Below are 21,137 nucleotides of genomic sequence, written 5' to 3'. Positions count from 1 at the left end.
ATATTGCTATATTTTTTTGCATTAATTTTTAAAAAAGACAATTCCTGATTTATTTAGTCAACTTTAGCTTCATTACTTTCAGTAAAATTTAGTATAAAAGTGTAATTCCATCTTTTTATCAAAAGTTAAAGTCATTAGTATAAGTTTGCTTCAATTTTTTAGAAAAGGTACAAAATGAAATATTTTTTAGGGGCAACATTACTTGCATTCGGTTTAATGGGATGTAACTCAAATTCGAATAATGAAGTGAGCCAAGAAAAAGTACAAAGTAATGCACCTGCAGAAACACAAGTTATTTATTTTAATGGCCCACAAGACTTAACCATTGAATTAAAATCTTCAGATAATTTTGAAACTGCAGAAATGGTAGATAATTCAGACACAGTTTATCATTTAAAACGTGCTGTATCTGGTAGCGGTATTTTACTGAGCAATGATGATGGTGTATCTATTCATTTTAAAGGTGGTGAAGGTGTACTTGAGTTAGTCAAAGATCAGCCTATTAATATTACTGAATTTAAAAAATAGATTTTTTGCTGATTTTAGGCATACATAAGGACGAAAGTAATAATACTATTGGTAATTACATAGTCGAAGGCACCAAGCCATCAACTAAAGATAAAGTTATTAATGTTGAAACACAATATTATGAAAATCCAGGACATCATGACTTGAAAGATGGAAATATGCCTTATAACTCTACTAAAGCAATAATTCCTGACAATCATGTAAAATTATGGGAAAACAGTGTAAAAATTGATAGTGATCCAAAAAATAGATGGGCAATTGAAAATAAAGATGGGAAGGTCATTTATCATAGGTTTCAAGATGATGGTAATGGCAATTTCCATTGGAATGGTTCGACAAAAGATATTACGTCCTCAGGAAAGGAACGAAATATCAAGATTTCTGATGTCCCTTCTGACTTGATAAAAATGGTAGATAGCAAATGAATAGAATTGGAAACGATCAAGTTTTTATAGAGTTTGATGGAAATTATCAGAATAGTAATTTCATCCCATTGCGTTTATGTATTGAGGGGGAGTATCTAGGAACTTTAGACTCTCCTACTTATGTGACTAGCTTTATAAATTCACTAAAAAACTTACTAAATGATAATTACTATTATAGCAATGTGATAAATGATGAAAATTGTAAAAAATTTTTCTATCCTAAAGGTTTATTATCTGAGAATTACAGAATCACTTTAGAAGAAACCTTTGATGATTTCAGTAAAAGGGCAGCAAGGAATAATAATACTATTTATTTTACTTGGTTTTTATATGAAGATCATTTTTTTGAATACAAAGATAACATTGTAAATAAGGTAATTTTTTCTAAATGTAAAAGTCTAGATTTACTCAATTTAATAGATGATTTTCTTGAAGTAATTAATTAAGGGGCTGTAGTCGATAAGGCTAAATACCCACCAAAATTAGGAGATGACAACAGCACTCAATGGTCTTTCAGCAGCGATTAGTACAGGGATGGTAACGGTTGCGAAGAAAGGTGGTGGTATTGTTATTGATACTGCTAAAAGTACTAAACGTATTTTAGGGTAATACCCCCATTTTTAATTGAATTAATGGGTAGAAAATCTAAAGCCTTGTTATTGTTTAAAAATAGGTGGACAACCATTTACTGACATATGAGGTCGTTCATGATTATAAAAGTACTGCCAGTCAGTTGTATAGTCCTGCACCTCGCTCAGATCTCGAAATAAATATTGATTTAGACACTCATAACGTACTGTACGATTAAATCGCTCAACATATGCATTTTGCTGTGGATTGCCTGGTTGAGTAAATACATGCTCAATACCATGCTGATCACACCACTTTTCCATCAGCTCACTTATATACTCTGGGCCATTGTCGGTTCTAATGCGTTTAGGTTTACCTCGCCATTCAATAAGCTGATCAAGTCCTCTCAGCACACGTTCTGCTGGCAACGAAAAGTCAATCAATATATCCAATGACTCGCGATTATAGTCATCCATCAATCACGTTGTGAACTCGATAACTACGTCCATCACTGAGTTGATCATACATAAAGTCCATTGACCATGATTCATTCTTAGCTGTCGGTACTGCAAGGGTTTCAGGCTGTTCTCGTTTAATCCGCTTATTAGGCTTGATTCTTAAATTAAGCTCAAGCTCCTTATAAATGCGATAGACACGTTTGTGGTTCCATTTGTATTTTTTAACATTACGCAAATACAGGAAACAAAGCTTGAAGCCCCATGTTTTATGATCATTGGTTAATTGAATCAACCATTCGGCAATCTGTTGATTCTCTTCATCTAAACGAGCTTTATAGCGATAACACGTTTGACTGACTTTAAAAATTAAGCAGGCCATGCTGATTGAAATCTTAAATTGCTCAGTAGCTTGCTGAGCAAGTGACTTTCGCTGAACAGGCCTTAAAACTTTTTTAAAAGTGCATCTTGCAAGATGTCTGACTTTAGCCGCTCATCAGCATACATGCGTTTTAAACGGGCATTTTCAGCCTCAAGTTCTTTAAGCCGCGTCATCATTGAAAGATCCATGCCGCCATATTTGGACTTCCACTTGTAGAATGTAGCAGAGCTCATACCATGTTCGCGGCACAAGTTCGGTATGGGTGTTCCTGCTTCAGCTTGCTTCAAGATACTCATGATCAAGCTGTCTGAATACTTAGATGTTTTCATAGAAAATCTCCTTAAATCAAGGTTATTCGATTTTCTACTTTTAAACTCAATTATTTTTAGGGAGGATTACCTTAGAGCCTGTAAATTATTTTGTGTAAGTTCGATTTTTTAATCGATCATCGAACGTAATCGTAAATCAGTTCATCGCTAAATGATATAAGTAGCGCTGTTGTGCAATATTGGCATTTGAATACTTTTTATGAGGTTCATTCTTCTTGTAATTCTATTACTGAATAAACCCTAAGTGGCCGACTTGGAATAGGAATGAGTGGTAGGGAACGAATAGGAATAGGTGGTAGGTTTATGCAGGAATATGCACCTTATTTTGATCTTTATAATAAAGGTCACTTTTGTACATAAAAATAATGACTTATCTTAATAAATACTGCGCTAGTCTAAATTTTAGACAAAAAAAATCCCACATGGGAATGTGGGAAAACTAAGAAACTACAGCTATGTTTCGTTCATTTATTTTATCGTCATCTGACCGACAAACAGTGGCATAAAATTACTTTTTTAAGTCTATTTTTCACCTTTAACATATCCCATTGGATCCGCATCGAAGTATACGATTTACACCTAGATTATTATTTCCGATCTAACTCTACTAGACCCTGTCTTGCTTTTGTAATGATCAGCTGAATTTCTTCATTTTGCTTTCTCTTTTGTTCAAAATACACATAAATGCCTAGAGAAAATCCCACAGCTAAAATGATCAGCGTCATCATGATAATTGCATTATGATTCATTATATTTAGCCCCTTTAAACTTCCTCACTATTGTGAGATGCAAGGACTATACACAGCAATAACAAAAATGCTCAATTCCAATAAAGAAAATACACTGTTTTTTTTAATTTTATCTAAGAAAAACACTTTATTATTTAACAATATAATAAAAACCAAAATGTAACACGCATTCAAAAAATACGTTAAAATTCAATTATATTTTGTTCTATCTGTCATGATTATATTTTTAAGATATTTTAATTAATTTTCTCTCTATCTCAATTATCAGTCTGTTTAAATAAAAATTGATCTAAAAAACATAAGCTTATTTAAGCCATTACAGCCCGTTTGAAAAATGCTAATCTACAAAAATACCAACACAAATATGTGACGTAGTTAGCATTTTTAATCAATTCTTCAATTTTTTCTTGTGATGTGAAATACAATTTTTTGCATCCAGTGACTAAAAAAACACCAACTTCGATACGCTCCACTGATGCTCAATCATTCTGCTGTTATATTGAAGCTCTGACTAATCTAGATTGAAATGACTTTAAATCACCAAAACTCTGACAATGATGGTTTGATGTTCTTCATTTTCCTCAATCAACTGTAAACGCTTTTGTTCTTTACTCACCACTTTAAAGCGCAAGTTTTGATATTCAATAATGCTTGGAATTTGGTCAAAATATTGTGCATCAGCATCAATTTCATCCTCAAATAATGATGTACCAAGTTGATAGTCCAAACTTTTTAAAACGATATATTTCATCGTTGTTTTCATCACAGCATCCTTTTTATTACTTTTTGCTTTACTTTTATTTGTATCACCGTTCATGCCACGATTAAACCTATAATTGTAAATTTTGCTGTATTTATAGGCAGTTAAATCGTGAACATTCTTATTTTAGCATTTCACTTTTTGATGTTTTTTCGCACAAGTCGACAAAATTCAGTACACTTGAGCAACTTATTCTATTCACTTGCAGATTTATCATGCTCAAACAATGCTGTGCCATACTTGAACAACGCCAACAGACTGTGGCTTTTATTGAAAGTGCCAGCTCAGGTTACTTATGTAGTCAGTTTTCTATTTATAAAAATAGCGGTGCCAATATTTTACTTGGTGGATTAGTCAGTTACGACCCAAGCATTAAACGTGAGATTTTGCATGTGAATAGTGACTTAATTGCCACCTATACCGCTGAATCCGCAGAAGTCACACAAGCCATGGCAGTTCAAGGCAAAAAACTATTTCAACATGCAGATTTTATTGTGGCATGCACAGGGTTACTGAAACCAGGCGGCAGTGCCACACCAGAAAAACCTGTAGGGACATTTTTTATCGCCATTCATTATCAGCAGCAAACTTTTCAGTACAAATATTTTTTAGATGGCAATCCATTACAACGACTAGAACAGCTCACTCTGTTAGTCGCTCAAGACCTGATTGATCTAATGCAAGATACAAACACTTGTACTGCACCCTGAAGTAAACCTATCTTTTTAAGTCTCTATAAAAATTCTCATGACTGCCCAATTTTAAAAGATAGAGTGTCATGATTTCGTCATCACTCACAGAGTAAGCCAGTAGCACAAGCTGTTTGTCCATTTTGAATTTATAAACAAATACTCCTGCTAAATCCCCCACTTTAGCTTCTCCGATATCAGGATTATTCCAAACGGTTATTACGGCATTATCAACATCTTTTTTCTGCTGCTTGGTTAGTTTTTTCACTGTCCGTTCAAATAAGGGAGTTTGTTGTATATTCATTGAACTCAACCAAAGCTATATGGTGTTGTATTCCCTGCTTTGACATGCGCCATACTAAGCAACAAATCTGCTATATCTTGAAAAGTTAAATCGGGATTGTCTTGTGCGATTTTTCCAATTTTAGCCCAGTACTCAATTTGTTTAGTTGCACTTCTACTTTCAGCCATCCCGTAAATCTTTGCTGATTCAACAATATCGCTGTCGATTTTAACTGCTACATGTGACATTGCTTTTTCCTCATATTAATTATGGAATAAATTTTAGCCAATCATGCAACCATTTACAACCTTAAGAAACAAAATACAACAACCTTCTTTTATGATCAAATATTTAAAAATGCGCTATCGTACGTCCGATCTTTTTTAATTCTCTAACGCTTCAATAATTACTCATTGTATTTTTGACTACCCTCATCCAAACCTCAAAAAAAATAAGGTTCCATTGCTTAACAATGAAACCTTATCTTCAGCCTAAACTGCTGCATCACATGATGTTCATGCACGGTACAGCTTTTTAGACAACCAATTAAGCAGCCGAACGCTCTGCAATTGGTACAACTTTACGCAATTCTGGGCCTGTATAATCTGCACTTGGGCGGATAATACGGTTATCTGCACGCTGTTCCATCACGTGTGCTGCCCAACCTGTTACACGGCTCATCACAAAGATTGGTGTAAATAGTTTGGTCGCAATACCCATAAAGTGATACGCAGACGCATGGAAGAAGTCAGCATTACAGAATAATTTCTTCTCACGCCACATCACTTCTTCACAACGCACCGATACAGGATAAAGTACTGTATCACCTACATCTTGCGCTAAACGCTCAGACCAGATTTTGATGATGCCGTTACGTGGATCATTGTCTTTATAAATCGCATGACCAAAGCCCATGATCTTTTCTTTACGTTCCAACTTGCCTAGCATTTCACGTTCAGCTTCTTCTGGCGATGTCCAATTTTCAATCATTTCCATCGCTGCTTCATTCGCGCCACCGTGTAATGGGCCACGTAATGAACCAATCGCGCCTGTAATACATGAATGCATGTCAGACAAAGTTGATGCGCAAACACGTGCTGTAAATGTTGATGCGTTGAACTCATGCTCTGCATACAAAATTAATGACACATTCATGACTTGTTCATGCAATTCATTTGGTTTTTCACCACGTAATAAATGCAGGAATTGTGCGCCAATTGAATCATCATCCGTATTTTCTTCAATACGCACGCCATCGTGGCTATAACGATACCAGTAGCAAATAATAGCTGGCAAAGTCGCCAAGATGCGGTCTGCTACATCTTGTTGCTGTTCAAATGACTGTTCGGTTTCTAAGTTACCTAGCATTGAAACACCTGTACGCATCACATCCATTGGGTGTGAATCTGCAGGAATACGCTCAAGCACTTCTTTGAGTGCTTGAGGCAATGCACGTAAAGATTTCAATTTTGCTTTATAGGCAGCCAATTGCTCTGAAGTCGGCAATTCACCAAAGAAAATCAAGTATGCAACTTCTTCAAACTGACAGTTTTCTGCCAAGTCTTGAACATCATAACCACGGTAAGTTAAGCCTGCGCCACTTTTACCAACAGTTGAGAGTGAGGTTTTACCTGCCACTTGTCCACGCAATCCTGCGCCTGTGAGTACTTTTCCTTCAGCCATTTTTTAATTCTCCTGTTTGAACAGCTTGTCTAATGTATTTTCAAAAGTATGATAATCAAGGAATTCGTATAATTCTTTACGTTGTTGCATTTTGTCTAAGACATTCACTTGCGTGCCATCTTTACGAATGGATTGCATCACTTCAAGTGCTGCTTTTTGCATAGCACGAGTTGGTGAAAGTGGATACAACACCATGCGAATGCCCTGCTCAGCCAATTCTTCAGTGGTGTAATAAGGGGTATCACCAAACTCGGTAATGTTTGCCAATACAGGTACACCTACGGCATCACATACAGTTTTATACATGGTAATATCAGTCATAGCTTCTGCAAAAATTGCATCTGCACCCGCTTCCACACATGCGCAAGCACGGTCAATAACCGCCTGTAAACCTTCTTTTTGCAAGGCATCAGTACGTGCCATGACTACAAAGTTTGAATCGGTTTTCGCATCAACAGCCGCTTTAATACGATCAACCATTTCTTGCTGGGTTACAATTTCTTTGTTTGGACGATGTCCACAACGCTTTTGTGCAACCTGATCTTCAATATGAACTGCAGCAGCACCCGCAGCAATCATTTGTTTAATACTGCGGGCAATATTGAATGCACCGCCCCAACCTGTGTCAATATCCACCAATAATGGTGTATCAACACGCTCAGTAATACGACGTACATCTTCCAAGACGTTGTCTAAACTGGTCATGCCCAAGTCAGGTAAACCGTAAGAATAGTTGGCAACACCTGCACCAGATAAATAAATGGCTTTATAGCCCACTTGTTTTGCCATCATGGCAGCATAAGCATTTACCGTGCCGATAATTTGTAATGGCTTTTCGACTTCCAAGGCTTGTCTGAATCTTAAGCCCGCAGATGTTTGTTCTGTCATCTTCCTTTCCGCTTTTCTTACTATATTTTTCGAGATTCGAGTATATCGAGAATGCGAGATCACGCCATGGCTTTTTAGAATCTATACTCTAAAACTTTAGTCAAATAATTTTCAAATTTATTGCACAATAAATTTTCGTGATGTTGGTTATTCTTTATTTTTGATAAACACAGCTTTTTAGTACACTAAATAAGCAAAATTTAAACTATTTTCTAAAAATATGGCTTTTTCAGCTCAAATCATGCCATGTGCAAGTACACTTCGACACAGCACGCTGTACATATATTTGTTATAATGACAATCTCCCTTCTATTTAATTGATGATTTTTTACTCAATATGCACGAACTCGCCCATTTCGCTCCTTTAGGTAAAGATATACCACCAACCAAGCGTGGTCATGAGCGATGTGTAGCGTTATTAGTCAGTGCAACTGAGCTATTTTTAGAGCGTGGTTACGATGCCGTATCCTTAGATGATATTGTGCAACACGCAGGCGGTTCTAAAGCGTCGATCTATAAATACTTTGGCAATAAAGAAGGGTTATTCAAAGCTATTTGTGATTATCGCCGTGATAAATTTTTTCAGGATATTCACATTCCCTTTGAACAAATTGATTCAAATTTACGTGGTTATTTGATTCAAACCTTATTGAATTTTTATCATCATATTTTGGAACCAGAAAATGCAGCCTTTATGCGTCTGGTATTAGAGCAAAGTCAGCGCAATCCTGATATTGCCTTACACATACATGAGCGCGGCCCTTTGCATGTGCAACTTTGTATTGCCAAAGTATTGGAACATGCCAGTCAGCAAGGTTTAATTTGCTGTGAACAGCCTATTTATTCTGCACAACTGTATTTCGGTATTTTAAGAAATTTTGAATGGCGTATCATCATGGGTATTCCAAAACAAGAAACAGAACAAGAAACAACCAATTATGTAAGTTATTGTGTAGATCGCTTTCTAGACGCTCATCAAAAAGCTTAGTTTTTTGCAATTTCTGCATCCTATAGTATATTAGCCGATTCCCTTTTTCACTTAACCAACCAACAACTAATTGTTGTTTTTTCTCATTCAGCAATTATTGTGGAGTAACGAATGGCTCTACGTCACTTTCTAACATTACGCGATTTATCGACTTTAGAACTGAATCAAATTTTGCAACGCGCCATTGAGCTTAAGCGTAAACAGCATAACAATGAAGTTTTCCAGCCTTTTCCTGGCAAAGTCATGGGTATGATTTTTGAAAAATCCAGCACCCGAACCCGTGTATCGTTTGAAGCTGGCATGAGTCAGTTTGGTGGTAGCGCGATCTTCTTATCATCACGTGACACACAATTAGGTCGCGGTGAGCCAATTGAAGATTCTGCACGCGTCATTTCAAGTATGCTTGACATTGTGATGATTCGTACCTTTGGTCACGACATTGTAGAACGCTTTGCTTCTTACTCTAAAGTTCCTGTGATCAATGCCTTAACTGACGATCATCACCCATGCCAACTCCTTGCAGACATACAAACCTATGTTGAACACCGTGGTTCAATTGAAGGTAAAACTGTGGCGTGGATTGGTGATGGCAACAATATGTGTAACTCATATATTGAAGCAGCACACATGTGGGGCTTTAATTTAAAAATTGCGACACCGAAAGGTTATGAGCCAGAACAGCGCTTCCTGTCTGAATTTGCACACTGCGTAGAATTGGTCGATTCTGCTGAGGATGCAGCAGTGAATGCTGATCTGATTGTGACCGATGTTTGGGCAAGCATGGGACAGGAAGAAGAACAAAAAATTCGTGAAAAAGCGTTTGCAGACTATCAAGTGAATGAACACCTGATGGATTTAGCACATCCTGATTGTTTATTTATGCACTGCTTACCTGCGCACCGTGGTGAAGAAATTTCTGAAAATATGCTCGATCACAAAAATGCTGTAGTGTGGGATGAAGCAGAAAATCGCTTACATGCTCAAAAAGCATTGGTTGAGTTTTTATTGAATGAAAATCTTAAAAAAGACTAAGCTTTAAAACCCGTCTTAAATATTCGCAAAACTTTGATGAGTTTTGTTACAAACAGCACCAAAAGGTGCTGTTTTTTTATTTGGCTCGCTATAATCTTGAGTTATGGTCTATTTTTCTAAAATTTCTAAAAGAGCCTAGATAAACAATATGATTGATAAAACACTTGCCACAATTACGCTGTGCACTACTACACTGATCGCGAGTGCTTCACTCTATGCCAAAGCCAGTGAATTAGATCAATATTTAGTCCAACAAAAGATTCTAAGTGCAGATTATAAAATTCAAAATATCGTCGCTTTAAATGAAATTTTAGATGTCATTAGTGATGAAGATTCTCGTACTATGCCTTATCAGGTCGATCAAAATACAGTGATTGAACAAAGTACGGCGACAGACAAACAAATCAATATTCGTGGCATGATTATTTCACCTGACTTCACGCAGTTTGTAGAAAGTACGGGTTATAACAATGTCAAAAATATGATTAAACAAAACTTAATTCATAATTGTGAATCTATTTTTGAGCATCAGTTCCAACGGGTAAATCCCTATGTATTGAACTTAAAACTCAGTGCAGAAAAAACCCAGTTTAATGTGCAATTGGCAAATAGCGAGTGCCAATTTAAAGCAGACTGAACTGTATTTAAAACTAAAACAACCTCAGCTTTAAGATTTAATGCCTAAGGTTTAATGCGTAAACCCAAATATAACCTAACGTATTAAACCTTGCGGTTGTAAAATAATGATCAATGCGCCTAAAACTACTATCATTCCACCGAACATATCCCAACGTGTTAAATTGACTTGATCTACATACTTTAACCAAATCAAGGCTGTACAAATATAAATACCACCATAAGCCGCATAAATTCGCCCCGATGCCGCAGGATGTAGAGTCAATAACCACACAAAAGCCGCTAAGGCTAAAATTGTTGGCAGCCATAACCACTGTGATTTCCCCTGATTTAAAATCAAATAAGGAAAATAACAGCCTAATATTTCCATAACTGCCGTAACAAAAAACAAGAACGTTGTGCTGGCAATTTTAGTGATCTGAAAATCCATAAATCCTGTGTGGTCTCTCTTTTAGCAGTAACGATTCAAGTTCACGCATCTGCGAATTCATAAAAAATAACCCATTGTTCAACATGGGTTATTTTCAAAATTCAAATAAGGATTGATTAGGCTGGTTCAGCCGTTTGATCTTCAAAGACTTCAAGTTTCAAACCGACTGCCTTACCGTTCTCTTTCTTCACAGAAACAGCCACATTACCGCCCTGTTCTGCAAGTTCACCAAACAGAATCATTTCTGCCAATGGCTTTTTCAAGTGTTCCTGAATCAGACGTTGCATTGGACGTGCGCCCATTAAGCGATCATATCCATGCTCAGCCATCCATTCACGCGCATCTTGATCAACCTCAAGAATGACTTTTTTATCATCCAACTGCGCTTGTAATTCAGTCAAGAATTTATCCACTACATTTTCAATTACTGTAGTAGGTAAAGCTTTAAATTGAATGACCCCATCCAAACGGTTACGGAACTCAGGTGAGAAGGCTTTTTTCATCGCTTCTTGGTTGTCATTACTGTTGTCTTGATCCATGAAACCAATGCTCACGCGGGAAATACTTTCCGCACCAATATTAGTGGTCAGAACCAAAATCACATTACGGAAGTCTGATTTACGACCATTATTATCGGTCAATGAACCATGATCCATAATTTGCAGCAATAGGTTAAATACATCATGATGCGCTTTTTCAATTTCATCCAACAACAACACACAATGCGGATTTTTATGAATCGCATCGGTGAGTAAGCCACCCTGATCAAAACCGACATAGCCTGGAGGTGCACCAATTAAACGTGAAACGGCATGGCGCTCCATGTACTCAGACATATCAAAGCGAACCAATTCCACACCCAACAGTTTTGCCAACTGCTTGGTAACTTCGGTTTTACCAACGCCTGTCGGGCCAGCAAATACAAAACTACCCACTGGTTTGTCTGGTGTTTTTAAACCAGCACGTGACAGTTTAATTGCTGATGCTAACGCTTCAATAGCTTCATCTTGACCAAAGACCACACGTTTTAAATCACGCTCAAGATGTTCAAGTACAGTCTTGTCATCTTTCGATACGGTTTTAGGTGGAATACGTGCAATTTTAGAGACGATATCTTCAATGTTTTCTACTGTGATTAAAGTATCATCTTGCTCAGCTCTTAAACGGCGCTGCGCACCTGCTTCATCAATCACATCAATGGCTTTGTCTGGCAAGAAACGGTCATTGATAAATTTGGCCGATAACTCTACCGCAGACACCAATGCTTTATCATCATATTTAACATGGTGAAATTCTTCAAATTTCGATTTTAAACCACGTAAAATATCAATCGTTTCTGAAATTGAAGGCTCATTCACATCAATTTTTTGGAAACGGCGTGAAAGTGCATGGTCTTTTTCAAATACCTGACGATATTCTTGGAATGTCGTCGAGCCAATGCAACGCAAAGTACCATTTGCCAACGCAGGTTTAATTAAATTTGATGCATCCATAGTGCTACCCATGCTTGAGCCTGCACCAATAATCATGTGGATTTCGTCAATAAATAAAATGGCATCAGGTTTCTTTTTCAAGGCATTTAACAGTTGTTTTAAACGCTTTTCAAAGTCACCACGGTATTTTGTACCCGCTACCAACGCACCGATATCCAAACTATATACTTCGGCATTTTCGAGTGGTTTTGGCGCTTTACCATTCACAATCAGCCACGCCAGACCTTCGGCAATAGAGGTTTTACCCACGCCTGGATCACCCACCAACAATGGGTTGTTCTTACGACGACGGCATAGAATTTGTGCAGCACGCTCAATTTCTTTTTCACGCCCAATTAACGGATCGGTTTTACCCTTTTGCGCTTCAGTATTCAAATTTAGCGTGTAAAGCTCTAACGGGCCAGCATTGGCAGAGCTTGAACTTTCGCTATCTAATTCTTCAACCTCTTCCTCCGCTTGCGTTTCGTCTTTACGTGTACCGTGCGATAAGTATTGCGTTAAGGTCAAACGGTTAATTTGATGACGCTTGAGTAGATACACGGCAAATGAATCACGTTCAGAGTACATTGCCACTAAAATATCTGCGCCTTCAACCGTACGGTCACCACCGCTAGATTGCACATGGAAAATACCACGCTGCAAAATGCGGTCAAAACTTTCGGTCGGGTGCGGTGCCTGATCGTTATTTTCAGCAAGTTTAGGGGTATGTTGTTCTACATATTCTTCGAGTTCTTTACGCAGCACAATAACATCTGCACCACACGCCTTGAGTGCATTGACTGCCGAATCATTGTCTAATAAAGCCAATAATAAATGTTCAACCGTTAGAAACTCGTGTCTCTTTTGACGAGCCATGCTAACAGCCAAACGTAGTGATACTTCTAATTGACGACTGAGCATGTAACCCCCTTAATCTTTAGGCTCAATCTGACAAAGTAATGGATGACCTTGTGATCGAGCGTAATTATTGACTTGGTTCGCTTTCGTTTCCGCAATATCCCGCGGATAGACCCCTGCGACACCTTTTCCTTCATAGTGTACAGTTAGCATTACTTGAGTCGCTTGGTCAAGATTCATTGCAAAGTATTGTTGTAAAATTTCAATTACAAAGTCCATTGGGGTGTAATCATCGTTCATTAAAACGACAACATATAAAGGTGGGCGTTTTAATTGTGGCGGCGCAGTTTGTACCGCAATATCACCATCATCTTCATGTCCTGCATCATCCACACTTAAACGCGGGGTTAAATGCCAATCGACATAGCCAGATTGATAAAAAGTGGTTTTAATTTCATTTAAACAGATGGATCTTTTTTGGGTTCGCATAAGTTTTACATATCACACATTATTGAGCGCTAGCTTCTGCTTGTGGAATTTCAGAAATAAAGGCAGAATCTGCCTCCACGGCTTTGCCTTTGCTCCAACTGAAGCGTTTAATCACAGGAGTTGCGCCATTTAAACGGACTTCAATAAAGTCTGGATTAAAGCCTTTAGGCATGCTCCAGCGCCCTGTTAAACGCTCATAATTATCAAAATTAAAATTGCTGTCTTCCATCGGAACAACCAGCACTTCTGTGCCTTGAATTAAACGCAGTTCTACCGTACCACTTGCACGTCGCTTGTTTGGACTCACTTGTACCAAATCGACCTGATATTCATAAGCATTGTCTGGTAATGGTTTCACCCCAAGATTTTGCACGGTCAGGCTTAAACCACCACGTTGACGCAAAACTTCACGATAAATCGCACTCATGCCTTCAGTACGTTGCTTATCTTCAGTTGCTTGAGTGAAAGCTTGATACAAATCATTGGAGTTACTGACCGCAACATCGCGTTCTTGAACCGCAGCATTTAAGCTCTTATTCAGACTTTCCAAACGCGTTTTTTGTTCTTGCACCACTTCAACCAGTTGTTCTGCATCGGCATCGTAACCAACCACAGTTAAGCCCTGACGATGCCCGACTGAATAGCCCAAAAAGCCACTACCTAAAATTAAAATGGCAGCACCAATTGCCAAAGGCGCATTGCTTTCAAGAAATGGCTTTTTTTCTGGCGGTGTAGATGAGGGTGTCATGCTTGAATTCGACTGTGACGTGGTTTCTGTATCGGTGTTATGCATCGTCATCTCTTGTTTTGATTCATTCAAAGCACACATTTAAATCGAAATCTAAATGTGTGTGAAGTTGAAAAACGTGTTCTTATGGTAATAAACCAATCACCTCAAGTCCTGCATGTTCTGCAAAACCAAACATGAGGTTCATATTTTGTACTGCTTGCCCTGCTGCACCTTTCACCAAGTTATCTTGTGCCACCAAAAGTACTAATTTTTTCGGTTGTGGCTTATACAATGCGATACGCAACTGGTTAGCGCCACGTACTGAGCGTGTTTCTGGTGAACTGTTGGCTGGCATGACATCTACAAACTGTTCATTGGCATAAAACTGCTCATACAGGCTTTGTAAATCTGCTGCATCACCTGCATCAGTTAAATCTACATAAATGGTGCTGAGCATACCGCGAATCATAGGTACTAAATGCGGTACAAACACAATGTGATTAAACACATCTTTTTGACCCGAAATATTTTCCAATGCTTCTACAATTTCTGGATGATGACGATGCCCCGCAACGCCATAAGCCTTAAAGTTGTCGGCATTTTCAGAGTAAATCATGCCCAAACTGGCTTTACGCCCTGCACCAGATACACCCGATTTTGCATCAATAATAATACTTTCAGGTTTCACTAAAGCTTCAGCTTGTTTAAATAATGGCGCTAAACCAAGTTGCACTGTGGTTGGATAACACCCTGGGTTACCAATCACCTGTGCTTGTTTAATTTGTTCCCGGTTGAGTTCAGACAAGCCATAAACTGAATCTTTTAAAATGTCTGGGCAAGCATGTTGCATGCCATACCATTTTTCAAACTGTGCTAAATCTTGCAAACGGAAATCTGCTGCTAAATCGACTACTTTGGTATTGGCTGCAACAAGTTCCGCAGCATGTTGCATGGCAACGCCATGCGGTGTAGCAAAGAACACCACATCACACTGTTTTAATTCTTCGATGTTTAAATCTGAGTAGCATAGGTTTGTGTGCCCACGCAGGCTTGGGAACATATCATCTACACGGCGACCCGCTTCTGTACGTGAAGTCAGTACATTTACTTTTACATTTGGGTGTCGTAGCAAAAGACGCAATAATTCAACGCCTGTATAACCTGTACCACCGACAATACCAACTGAAATCACGTGCATTACCTCAATTCAAAAGCATGTTTAAGCTAACGCTATAGTATGACAGGAAGTTTTGGTTTTCTAAACTGTTTTACTAGGGTTTTGGGGCTTTTCTTTATTCTGTTGATTTTATAAAAGATGATTTGGATTGTAGTCAATACGTGCAACACCTTTGCATTGTAGTCTTATCATGTGGGTGTTGGCTTTTTTATTGATACCACCACCAAGGCAAAGACGTTGTTTTTAACTGCTTGCGATGCTGCAAATAGTGCGCATCATGCCGTTGTACTTCAACCCAAAATGCAGGACTATGATCAAAATGTCGTGTATGCGCCAACTCATGCACAGCAACATATCGCACAATTTGTTCAGGAAACAACACCAAGGCGCTATTGAGCATAATATGCTGTTGCGTACTGCAACTGCCCCAACGGGTTTTCGGTTGACGAATTGCGCACTGTTTAAATGGCAAAGCAATTTCACGGCTGACTGTTTGCAAATACATCGGCAACATTTGTTTGGCATAAGCAATAACAAAGGCTTTTAAATATGCTGCAGGTTGACGGTCACTGACCCAAAGACAATGCTGTTTTAAATCTAAAATAAAACTGTGTTTTTGTGTTTGATAATGAATATTTAAAGGCTCAGGCAAATTAAAAAGTGATAACTGATTTGGCAATTCACGCTGCACAAGTCCTTGCTGTGCTTGCTGTTTATGCCAAGTTTCAATCATCCACTGTTCAGATTGTTGCAAAAAATCCTGAATTTGTCGCTGAGTGCAATATTTCGGCACAGTTAAGCGAATTTGATTCGGCTCGACACGTAACCGTAAACGTGTTGCTTTTGCATGTGGTGTAATTTGAATTTCAGGTAAGTCAGACAATGTCATTGTTGTTCTTTTATTAAATCCTCCCTGACCCTCCTTTAATAAAGGAGGGAGAAAAGCCCCCTATTAAAAACAAGGGGCTTGGGAGACGAATTAAACCGCAGTACGTTCTTCAATGCCGTTATTGGTCGCTACAATTGCAATATCAGCTTTATTGATGGCAAAAATACCATTGGTCACAACACCCGGAATATCATTCAAGGTTTTTTCTAATTCCAACGCATTTAAAATATTTAAATTATAAATATCTAAAATCACGTTACCGTTATCAGTCACCACACCTTCACGGTAAGCAGGATCGCCACCTAAAGCCACAATTTTACGTGCTACCGCAGAACGAGCCATTGGAATGACCTCGATTGGCAATGGAAACTCACGTCCTAACTGCTCTACCCATTTTGAATCATCGACAATACAGATAAACTTACGTGCAATAGAAGCCACAATTTTTTCACGGGTCAACGCTGCGCCGCCGCCTTTAATCATGTGCATGTGACGGTCAATTTCATCTGCACCATCAACATAAGCATCTAAACTGCCCACAGAGTTCATATCGACCACTTCAATACCAAGTTTCTTTAAGCGCTCCGCAGTCGCTTCAGAACTTGCCACAGCTGCTTCTAATTGTAATTCAGGCAATAAATCAATCAGGAAATTCACTGTACTGCCTGTACCTACCCCCAAAATCCCGCCTTTAGGCAAATGTTTTAATGCTGCTTTGGCAGCCGCTTGCTTCTTTTCATCTTGGGTAGCATACAGACTCATGACTTCACTCAACTATTTTTGACATTTGTTGCCGATTTTACAGCGCAAATGTGCAGGGGTTTGTTACAATAACCCCCTATTTTAAACTGTTAGATGGAAGATTAACATGCTGTCTCGTTTGGTTCGACAAATTTTACAAGCAACGGTCTACGATGTTGCAATCGAAACCCCACTCGACGCAGCGCCACGAATTAGTGAAAAACTGAACAATAACATTCGCTTTAAACGTGAAGACTTACAACCTGTATTCTCTTTTAAATTGCGTGGTGCGTATAACCGTATTAGCCAATTACCCAAAGACCAACTTGAACGTGGTGTAATTACTGCCTCTGCAGGCAACCATGCGCAAGGTGTAGCATTGTCTGGGCAAAAACTGGGCATTCGCGCCATTATCGTTATGCCTAAAACCACGCCAGATATTAAAGTACAAGCGGTAAAACGCTTGGGTGGCGAAGTGGTATTACATGGTGACTCATTTGATGTTGCCAACAAATATGCAATTCAACGTGCCCAAGATGAAGGCATGACTTTTATTCCACCGTATGACGATGAATTGGTCATGGCAGGTCAAGGTACGATTGCCAACGAAATTTTGCGTCAATGGCGCGATGTCGAATATGTTTTCGTTGCTGTTGGTGGTGGCGGTTTAATTGCAGGTGTTGCAGCCTACTTGGGCGATGTCGCACCGCATGTCAAAGTCATTCCTGTAGAATATGATGAATCGGCTTGCTTAAAAGCGGCTTTTGAAGCCAATGAACGGGTTATTTTGCCGCAAGTGGGTTTATTTGCCGATGGTACTGCTGTCGCACAAATTGGTGAGAAACCGTTTGAAGTTTTACAACTACAAAAATCAGATCAATCAGGCCCAATTGTTGAGCGCGATGTAGTTTTGGTGAATACCGATGAAATCTGTGCGGCAATTAAAGACACCTTTGATGAAAACCGCAGCATTGTAGAACCTTCAGGTGCAATGGCTTTGGCAGGCATCAAAAAATATGTCGAGCAACACCAATTGCAAAATAAAAATATTGTGTCAATTGTCTGTGGCGCAAACATGAACTTTGACCGTTTACGCTATATTGCGGAACGTACTGAACTCGGTGAACATAAAGAAGCAATTTTTGCCGTGACCATTCCAGAAGAAAAAGGTGCGTTCCTTAACTTCTGCCGTGCGCTGCAAGGTCGTAATATCACCGAGTTTAACTACCGCGCCAGCGATGCTACTGCTGCACAAGTCTTTGTCGGCATCAGCTTAAAATCTGGTGAAAAAGAACGCCACGATATTTATGAGTTACTCAAAACCCAGTACGATGTTGATGATTTGTCGGATGATGAAGTAGCAAAACTACACATTCGTTATTTGGTCGGTGGTCATGCCGATATTGAAAATGAACGTCTATTCCGTGTGGAATTTCCAGAGCGTCCGGGTGCATTACTGACTTTCTTGGAGCGCTTAGGCCCAACCCATAACATCACCCTGTTCCATTACCGTAACCACGGTGCAGCGGAAGGTCGTGTATTGGTCGGTTTAGAAGCTTCGGATGCCAAACAGAACCCAGATGGTTTAATTGAAACTTTGGAAAAGATCACTTATCCATACCAAGAGATTACTAATAACTTGGGTTATCAGCGTTTCTTAAAATAACCGATCACACATCTCAATAAGTGCAAAAAACCGCTGATTTCAGCGGTTTTTTAGTCATATTGCTACAGTATAGAGCCCTAAAATATTTTAGAATATTGGAAGAATAATATAATTTTTCAGGATGATGCTATGACACAATTTGCTGTCATTGGTTTAGGTAGCTTTGGTGCAACTGTGGCGACACAATTGGTCAAACTCAACCATGATGTCATTGGGATTGATAGCAATAAAAAGTTTGTAGAAAACATTGCCGATCAAATTACCCATGCGGTGATTGCCGATGCAACCGATGAACACGTTTTGGAAGAACTGAATATTCAAAATTGTGATGCAGTGGTGGTCGCCATTGGTGAAGATATTGAAGCCAGTATTTTGTGTGTCTTAAATTTAAAGAATTTGGGTATTTCTAAAATTTACGTTAAAGCCAAAAGTAAAGCGCACACCATGATTTTGACCCACTTGGGCGTAAGTAAAATTATTCACCCTGAAGAAGATATGGGCGTTCGCATCGCGCAATCGCTGAGTTATCCGATGGTGAGTCGTTATATGAGCCTAAACGACAACCACTATATTGTAAAAGTAAAAATTAAAGACAACTTGCATGGCACGCGCATTCATAGTCTGATGTCACATGCACCCGAGGTTAAACTTTTACTGTTTAAACGTGCCGAAACGATTTTCTATACGCTTGAATCCAATTTAATGCTACAAACAGATGATATTTTGGTGGTTGAAGGACAACTTGAACCATTAAAACGCTTATCTAAACAATTTAAGTCAGAATGAAAAAAACAGCGAAACAACCAATCAAAACTGTCAATTTAAGCCCACCCAGTCTTTTGGCACTGGGCTTTTTAAGCTTTATTAGCATTGGCACAATCTTGCTGAAACTGCCCATTTCCCATCATGGCGAGATGAGTTGGATTAATGCCTTATTTACTGCTACATCTGCAGTGACGATCACTGGATTGTCTGTAGTGAATATTGGCGATGCTTATACCGTATTTGGGCAAATGGTCATTATGTTGTTGTTACAATGTGGTGGCTTAGGTTTTATGACTTTTGCGATTTTAGCGGTTTTAAGTTTGTCATCCAAAATTGGTTTAAAACAACAAATCATGGCGCAAGACACCATTGGGCAAACCAACCTGTCTAAAGTGTCGATGACCATTAAAAGCGTGTTGCTCTACTCATTGTTTTTTGAAGGGATTGGCACGGTTATTTTAACCTTGGCATGGATGCAGGATTATCCATTTAGCGATGCATTTTTCTATGCGGCTTTCTATAGTGTTTCAGCCTTTAACAATGGTGGATTTTCATTATTTCCCAATAGCTTAATGAGTTTTGCAGATCAATACCTGATTACCTTAACTATTAGTATGCTGTATATCATTGGCGGTATTGGTTTTGTGGTACTCATGGATATTAAACGTGCCAAACGCTGGAAAAAACTCTCACCCAATAGCAAGCTGATTTTATCGACCATTGCTGGTTTAAACTTTGTGGCCTTTCTGCTGATTTGGGCGATTGAAGCCAATAATCCACATACCCTTGCAGCCATGAGTATTGGCGATCAAGCCCTCAATGCATGGTTTCACGCTACCGTTCCTCGCTCATCAGGCTTTAATAGTCTAGATGTCGCAAGTATGCAAAATAGCTCGACCTTGCTCACCATGCTTCTGATGTTTATTGGTGGTGGTTCGCTCAGTACCGCAGGCGGTATTAAAGTTGGCACATTTATTATTGTCATTTTAAGTGTGATCAGTTTTTTAAGACGTTCAGATGAGGTGCGTGTGTTTAATCATGCTGTACCTGAACGTACCACCTTTAAAGCTTTGGCGGTGATCAGCATCACAGGTATGTTAATTTGCCTCGGTTTGTTTAGCTTACTTGCCCTTGAACCGAAACTGAATTTTTTAGACCTGTTGTTTGAGGCTGTATCTGCAGCGTGCACGGTGGGTTTATCCCGTGGTGTTACAGGTGAATTACAACCTGCCAGCTTAATTATTTTAATGTTGTTGATGTTTGCAGGTCGTTTAGGGCCGCTGACTTTGGCTTATTTAATCGCCACACCACAAAAAAGCCGACTTAAACATCCAACCGCAGATATTCAAGTTGGATAAAAGCTGGATACGATCCGACTTCAAAAACAAACGCCAATCTTCAAGATTGGCGTTTTATATTCAGCGAGCAATAATGAGAAATCAATCTTAATCTAACCCGAATTACGGATAAGAAAAGCCCTTGAAAAAAAGGTAGTTAGAGCCATTTAGAAAGTTACGACACAA

23 protein-coding genes and 1 pseudogene are annotated in these 21,137 nt (G+C 38.7%); 10 read left to right on the top strand and 14 right to left on the bottom strand.

Going from position 1 to position 21,137, the window contains the following annotated elements:
- The first annotated feature begins 174 nt into the window (after positions 1–174).
- Genes CF596_RS06565 through CF596_RS06555 form a run of 3 tightly spaced genes read left to right on the top strand, consistent with a single transcriptional unit; the run spans position 175 to position 1,399 of the window.
- Positions 175–528 carry a hypothetical protein gene (locus tag CF596_RS06565; RefSeq protein ID WP_096901594.1) on the top strand — a complete coding sequence of 118 codons (354 nt, stop codon included), beginning with the start codon at positions 175–177 and terminating at the stop codon, positions 526–528.
- 5 nt (positions 529–533) lie between these two features.
- Positions 534–953: a hypothetical protein gene (locus CF596_RS06560; RefSeq protein ID WP_096901593.1), complete on the top strand. Its 420-nt coding sequence runs from the start codon at positions 534–536 to the stop codon at positions 951–953.
- On the top strand, positions 950–1,399 hold the full coding sequence (locus tag CF596_RS06555) for a hypothetical protein (protein WP_096901592.1): 450 nt from the start codon (positions 950–952) through the stop codon (positions 1,397–1,399). Before CF596_RS06560 ends, CF596_RS06555 begins: the two co-directional genes overlap by 4 nt.
- A gap of 210 nt (positions 1,400–1,609) precedes the next feature.
- On the opposite strand, the pseudogene CF596_RS06550 reads toward CF596_RS06555, so the two are convergent.
- The 3 genes and pseudogenes from CF596_RS06550 to CF596_RS06545 form a co-directional block, all read right to left on the bottom strand.
- Positions 1,610–2,689: pseudogene (locus CF596_RS06550) on the bottom strand (IS3-like element ISAba20 family transposase).
- A 587-nt stretch (positions 2,690–3,276) separates the two neighbouring features.
- Positions 3,277–3,438 (bottom strand): hypothetical protein, encoded by a 162-nt coding sequence (locus CF596_RS14715; protein ID WP_171324886.1) that lies wholly within the window; start codon positions 3,436–3,438, stop codon positions 3,277–3,279.
- A 532-nt stretch (positions 3,439–3,970) separates the two neighbouring features.
- Positions 3,971–4,201 carry a hypothetical protein gene (locus CF596_RS06545; RefSeq protein WP_096901622.1) on the bottom strand — a complete coding sequence of 77 codons (231 nt, stop codon included), beginning with the start codon at positions 4,199–4,201 and terminating at the stop codon, positions 3,971–3,973.
- A 212-nt stretch (positions 4,202–4,413) separates the two neighbouring features.
- Between CF596_RS06545 and CF596_RS06540 the strand changes: the two genes are divergently transcribed.
- Positions 4,414–4,908 (top strand): CinA family protein, encoded by a 495-nt coding sequence (locus CF596_RS06540; protein WP_096901591.1) that lies wholly within the window; start codon positions 4,414–4,416, stop codon positions 4,906–4,908.
- A gap of 7 nt (positions 4,909–4,915) precedes the next feature.
- On the opposite strand, the gene CF596_RS06535 is transcribed toward CF596_RS06540, so the two are convergent.
- From CF596_RS06535 to prpB, 4 genes are all read right to left on the bottom strand, one after another.
- Positions 4,916–5,191, bottom strand: a complete 276-nt coding sequence (locus CF596_RS06535) for a type II toxin-antitoxin system RelE/ParE family toxin (RefSeq protein ID WP_004973465.1) — start codon at positions 5,189–5,191, stop codon at positions 4,916–4,918.
- A 5-nt stretch (positions 5,192–5,196) separates the two neighbouring features.
- Positions 5,197–5,418: a hypothetical protein gene (locus CF596_RS06530; RefSeq protein ID WP_004973462.1), complete on the bottom strand. Its 222-nt coding sequence runs from the start codon at positions 5,416–5,418 to the stop codon at positions 5,197–5,199.
- A gap of 298 nt (positions 5,419–5,716) precedes the next feature.
- Positions 5,717–6,853, bottom strand: coding sequence for a 2-methylcitrate synthase (gene prpC / locus CF596_RS06525; protein WP_004973461.1), 1,137 nt, complete (start codon positions 6,851–6,853; stop codon positions 5,717–5,719).
- 3 nt (positions 6,854–6,856) lie between these two features.
- Positions 6,857–7,741 (bottom strand): methylisocitrate lyase, encoded by an 885-nt coding sequence (prpB, locus tag CF596_RS06520; RefSeq protein WP_004973459.1) that lies wholly within the window; start codon positions 7,739–7,741, stop codon positions 6,857–6,859.
- A gap of 337 nt (positions 7,742–8,078) precedes the next feature.
- On the opposite strand from prpB, the gene CF596_RS06515 reads away from it, so the two are divergent.
- From CF596_RS06515 to CF596_RS06505, 3 genes are all read left to right on the top strand, one after another.
- On the top strand, positions 8,079–8,729 hold the full coding sequence (locus CF596_RS06515; RefSeq protein ID WP_096901590.1) for a TetR/AcrR family transcriptional regulator: 651 nt from the start codon (positions 8,079–8,081) through the stop codon (positions 8,727–8,729).
- A gap of 111 nt (positions 8,730–8,840) precedes the next feature.
- Positions 8,841–9,761 (top strand): ornithine carbamoyltransferase, encoded by a 921-nt coding sequence (argF, locus tag CF596_RS06510; protein ID WP_096901589.1) that lies wholly within the window; start codon positions 8,841–8,843, stop codon positions 9,759–9,761.
- A gap of 148 nt (positions 9,762–9,909) precedes the next feature.
- On the top strand, positions 9,910–10,398 hold the full coding sequence (locus tag CF596_RS06505) for a hypothetical protein (RefSeq protein WP_004973445.1): 489 nt from the start codon (positions 9,910–9,912) through the stop codon (positions 10,396–10,398).
- A 75-nt stretch (positions 10,399–10,473) separates the two neighbouring features.
- On the opposite strand, the gene CF596_RS06500 is transcribed toward CF596_RS06505, so the two are convergent.
- From CF596_RS06500 to rpiA, 7 genes are all read right to left on the bottom strand, one after another.
- The gene (locus CF596_RS06500) at positions 10,474–10,827 is read right to left on the bottom strand and encodes a YnfA family protein (protein WP_004973443.1); all 354 of its coding nucleotides are present in this window, start codon (positions 10,825–10,827) and stop codon (positions 10,474–10,476) included.
- Positions 10,828–10,943: 116 nt separating this feature from the next.
- The gene (clpA, locus tag CF596_RS06495; RefSeq protein WP_096901588.1) at positions 10,944–13,220 is read right to left on the bottom strand and encodes an ATP-dependent Clp protease ATP-binding subunit ClpA; all 2,277 of its coding nucleotides are present in this window, start codon (positions 13,218–13,220) and stop codon (positions 10,944–10,946) included.
- A 9-nt stretch (positions 13,221–13,229) separates the two neighbouring features.
- Positions 13,230–13,646, bottom strand: coding sequence for an ATP-dependent Clp protease adapter ClpS (gene clpS, locus CF596_RS06490; protein WP_096901587.1), 417 nt, complete (start codon positions 13,644–13,646; stop codon positions 13,230–13,232).
- 19 nt (positions 13,647–13,665) lie between these two features.
- Positions 13,666–14,439, bottom strand: a complete 774-nt coding sequence (locus CF596_RS06485; RefSeq protein ID WP_096901621.1) for a DUF6776 family protein — start codon at positions 14,437–14,439, stop codon at positions 13,666–13,668.
- Between the two features lie 79 nt (positions 14,440–14,518).
- Positions 14,519–15,574, bottom strand: coding sequence for an N-acetyl-gamma-glutamyl-phosphate reductase (gene argC / locus CF596_RS06480; protein ID WP_171062573.1), 1,056 nt, complete (start codon positions 15,572–15,574; stop codon positions 14,519–14,521).
- A gap of 187 nt (positions 15,575–15,761) precedes the next feature.
- Positions 15,762–16,442, bottom strand: a complete 681-nt coding sequence (locus CF596_RS06475) for a SprT family zinc-dependent metalloprotease (RefSeq protein WP_096901586.1) — start codon at positions 16,440–16,442, stop codon at positions 15,762–15,764.
- 90 nt (positions 16,443–16,532) lie between these two features.
- The gene (gene rpiA / locus CF596_RS06470) at positions 16,533–17,204 is read right to left on the bottom strand and encodes a ribose-5-phosphate isomerase RpiA (protein WP_004973429.1); all 672 of its coding nucleotides are present in this window, start codon (positions 17,202–17,204) and stop codon (positions 16,533–16,535) included.
- A 106-nt stretch (positions 17,205–17,310) separates the two neighbouring features.
- Between rpiA and ilvA the strand changes: the two genes are divergently transcribed.
- The 3 genes from ilvA (at position 17,311) to CF596_RS06455 (ending at position 20,972) form a co-directional block, all read left to right on the top strand.
- On the top strand, positions 17,311–18,849 hold the full coding sequence (ilvA, locus tag CF596_RS06465) for a threonine ammonia-lyase, biosynthetic (RefSeq protein WP_019837302.1): 1,539 nt from the start codon (positions 17,311–17,313) through the stop codon (positions 18,847–18,849).
- A gap of 129 nt (positions 18,850–18,978) precedes the next feature.
- A complete protein-coding gene (locus CF596_RS06460; protein ID WP_096901585.1) occupies positions 18,979–19,635 on the top strand; it encodes a TrkA family potassium uptake protein in 657 nt (218 codons plus the stop codon).
- A complete protein-coding gene (locus CF596_RS06455; RefSeq protein WP_004973423.1) occupies positions 19,632–20,972 on the top strand; it encodes a TrkH family potassium uptake protein in 1,341 nt (446 codons plus the stop codon). Before CF596_RS06460 ends, CF596_RS06455 begins: the two co-directional genes overlap by 4 nt.
- The last annotated feature ends 165 nt before the right edge of the window (positions 20,973–21,137 follow it).

The sequence above is a fragment of the Acinetobacter sp. YT-02 genome (assembly GCF_002412355.1).
In the GTDB taxonomy this organism is placed as follows: Bacteria; Pseudomonadota; Gammaproteobacteria; order Pseudomonadales; family Moraxellaceae; genus Acinetobacter; species Acinetobacter towneri.
The sequence above is the reverse complement of the archived record's forward strand: the minus strand, read 5'-3'. Positions and strand labels throughout refer to the sequence as shown.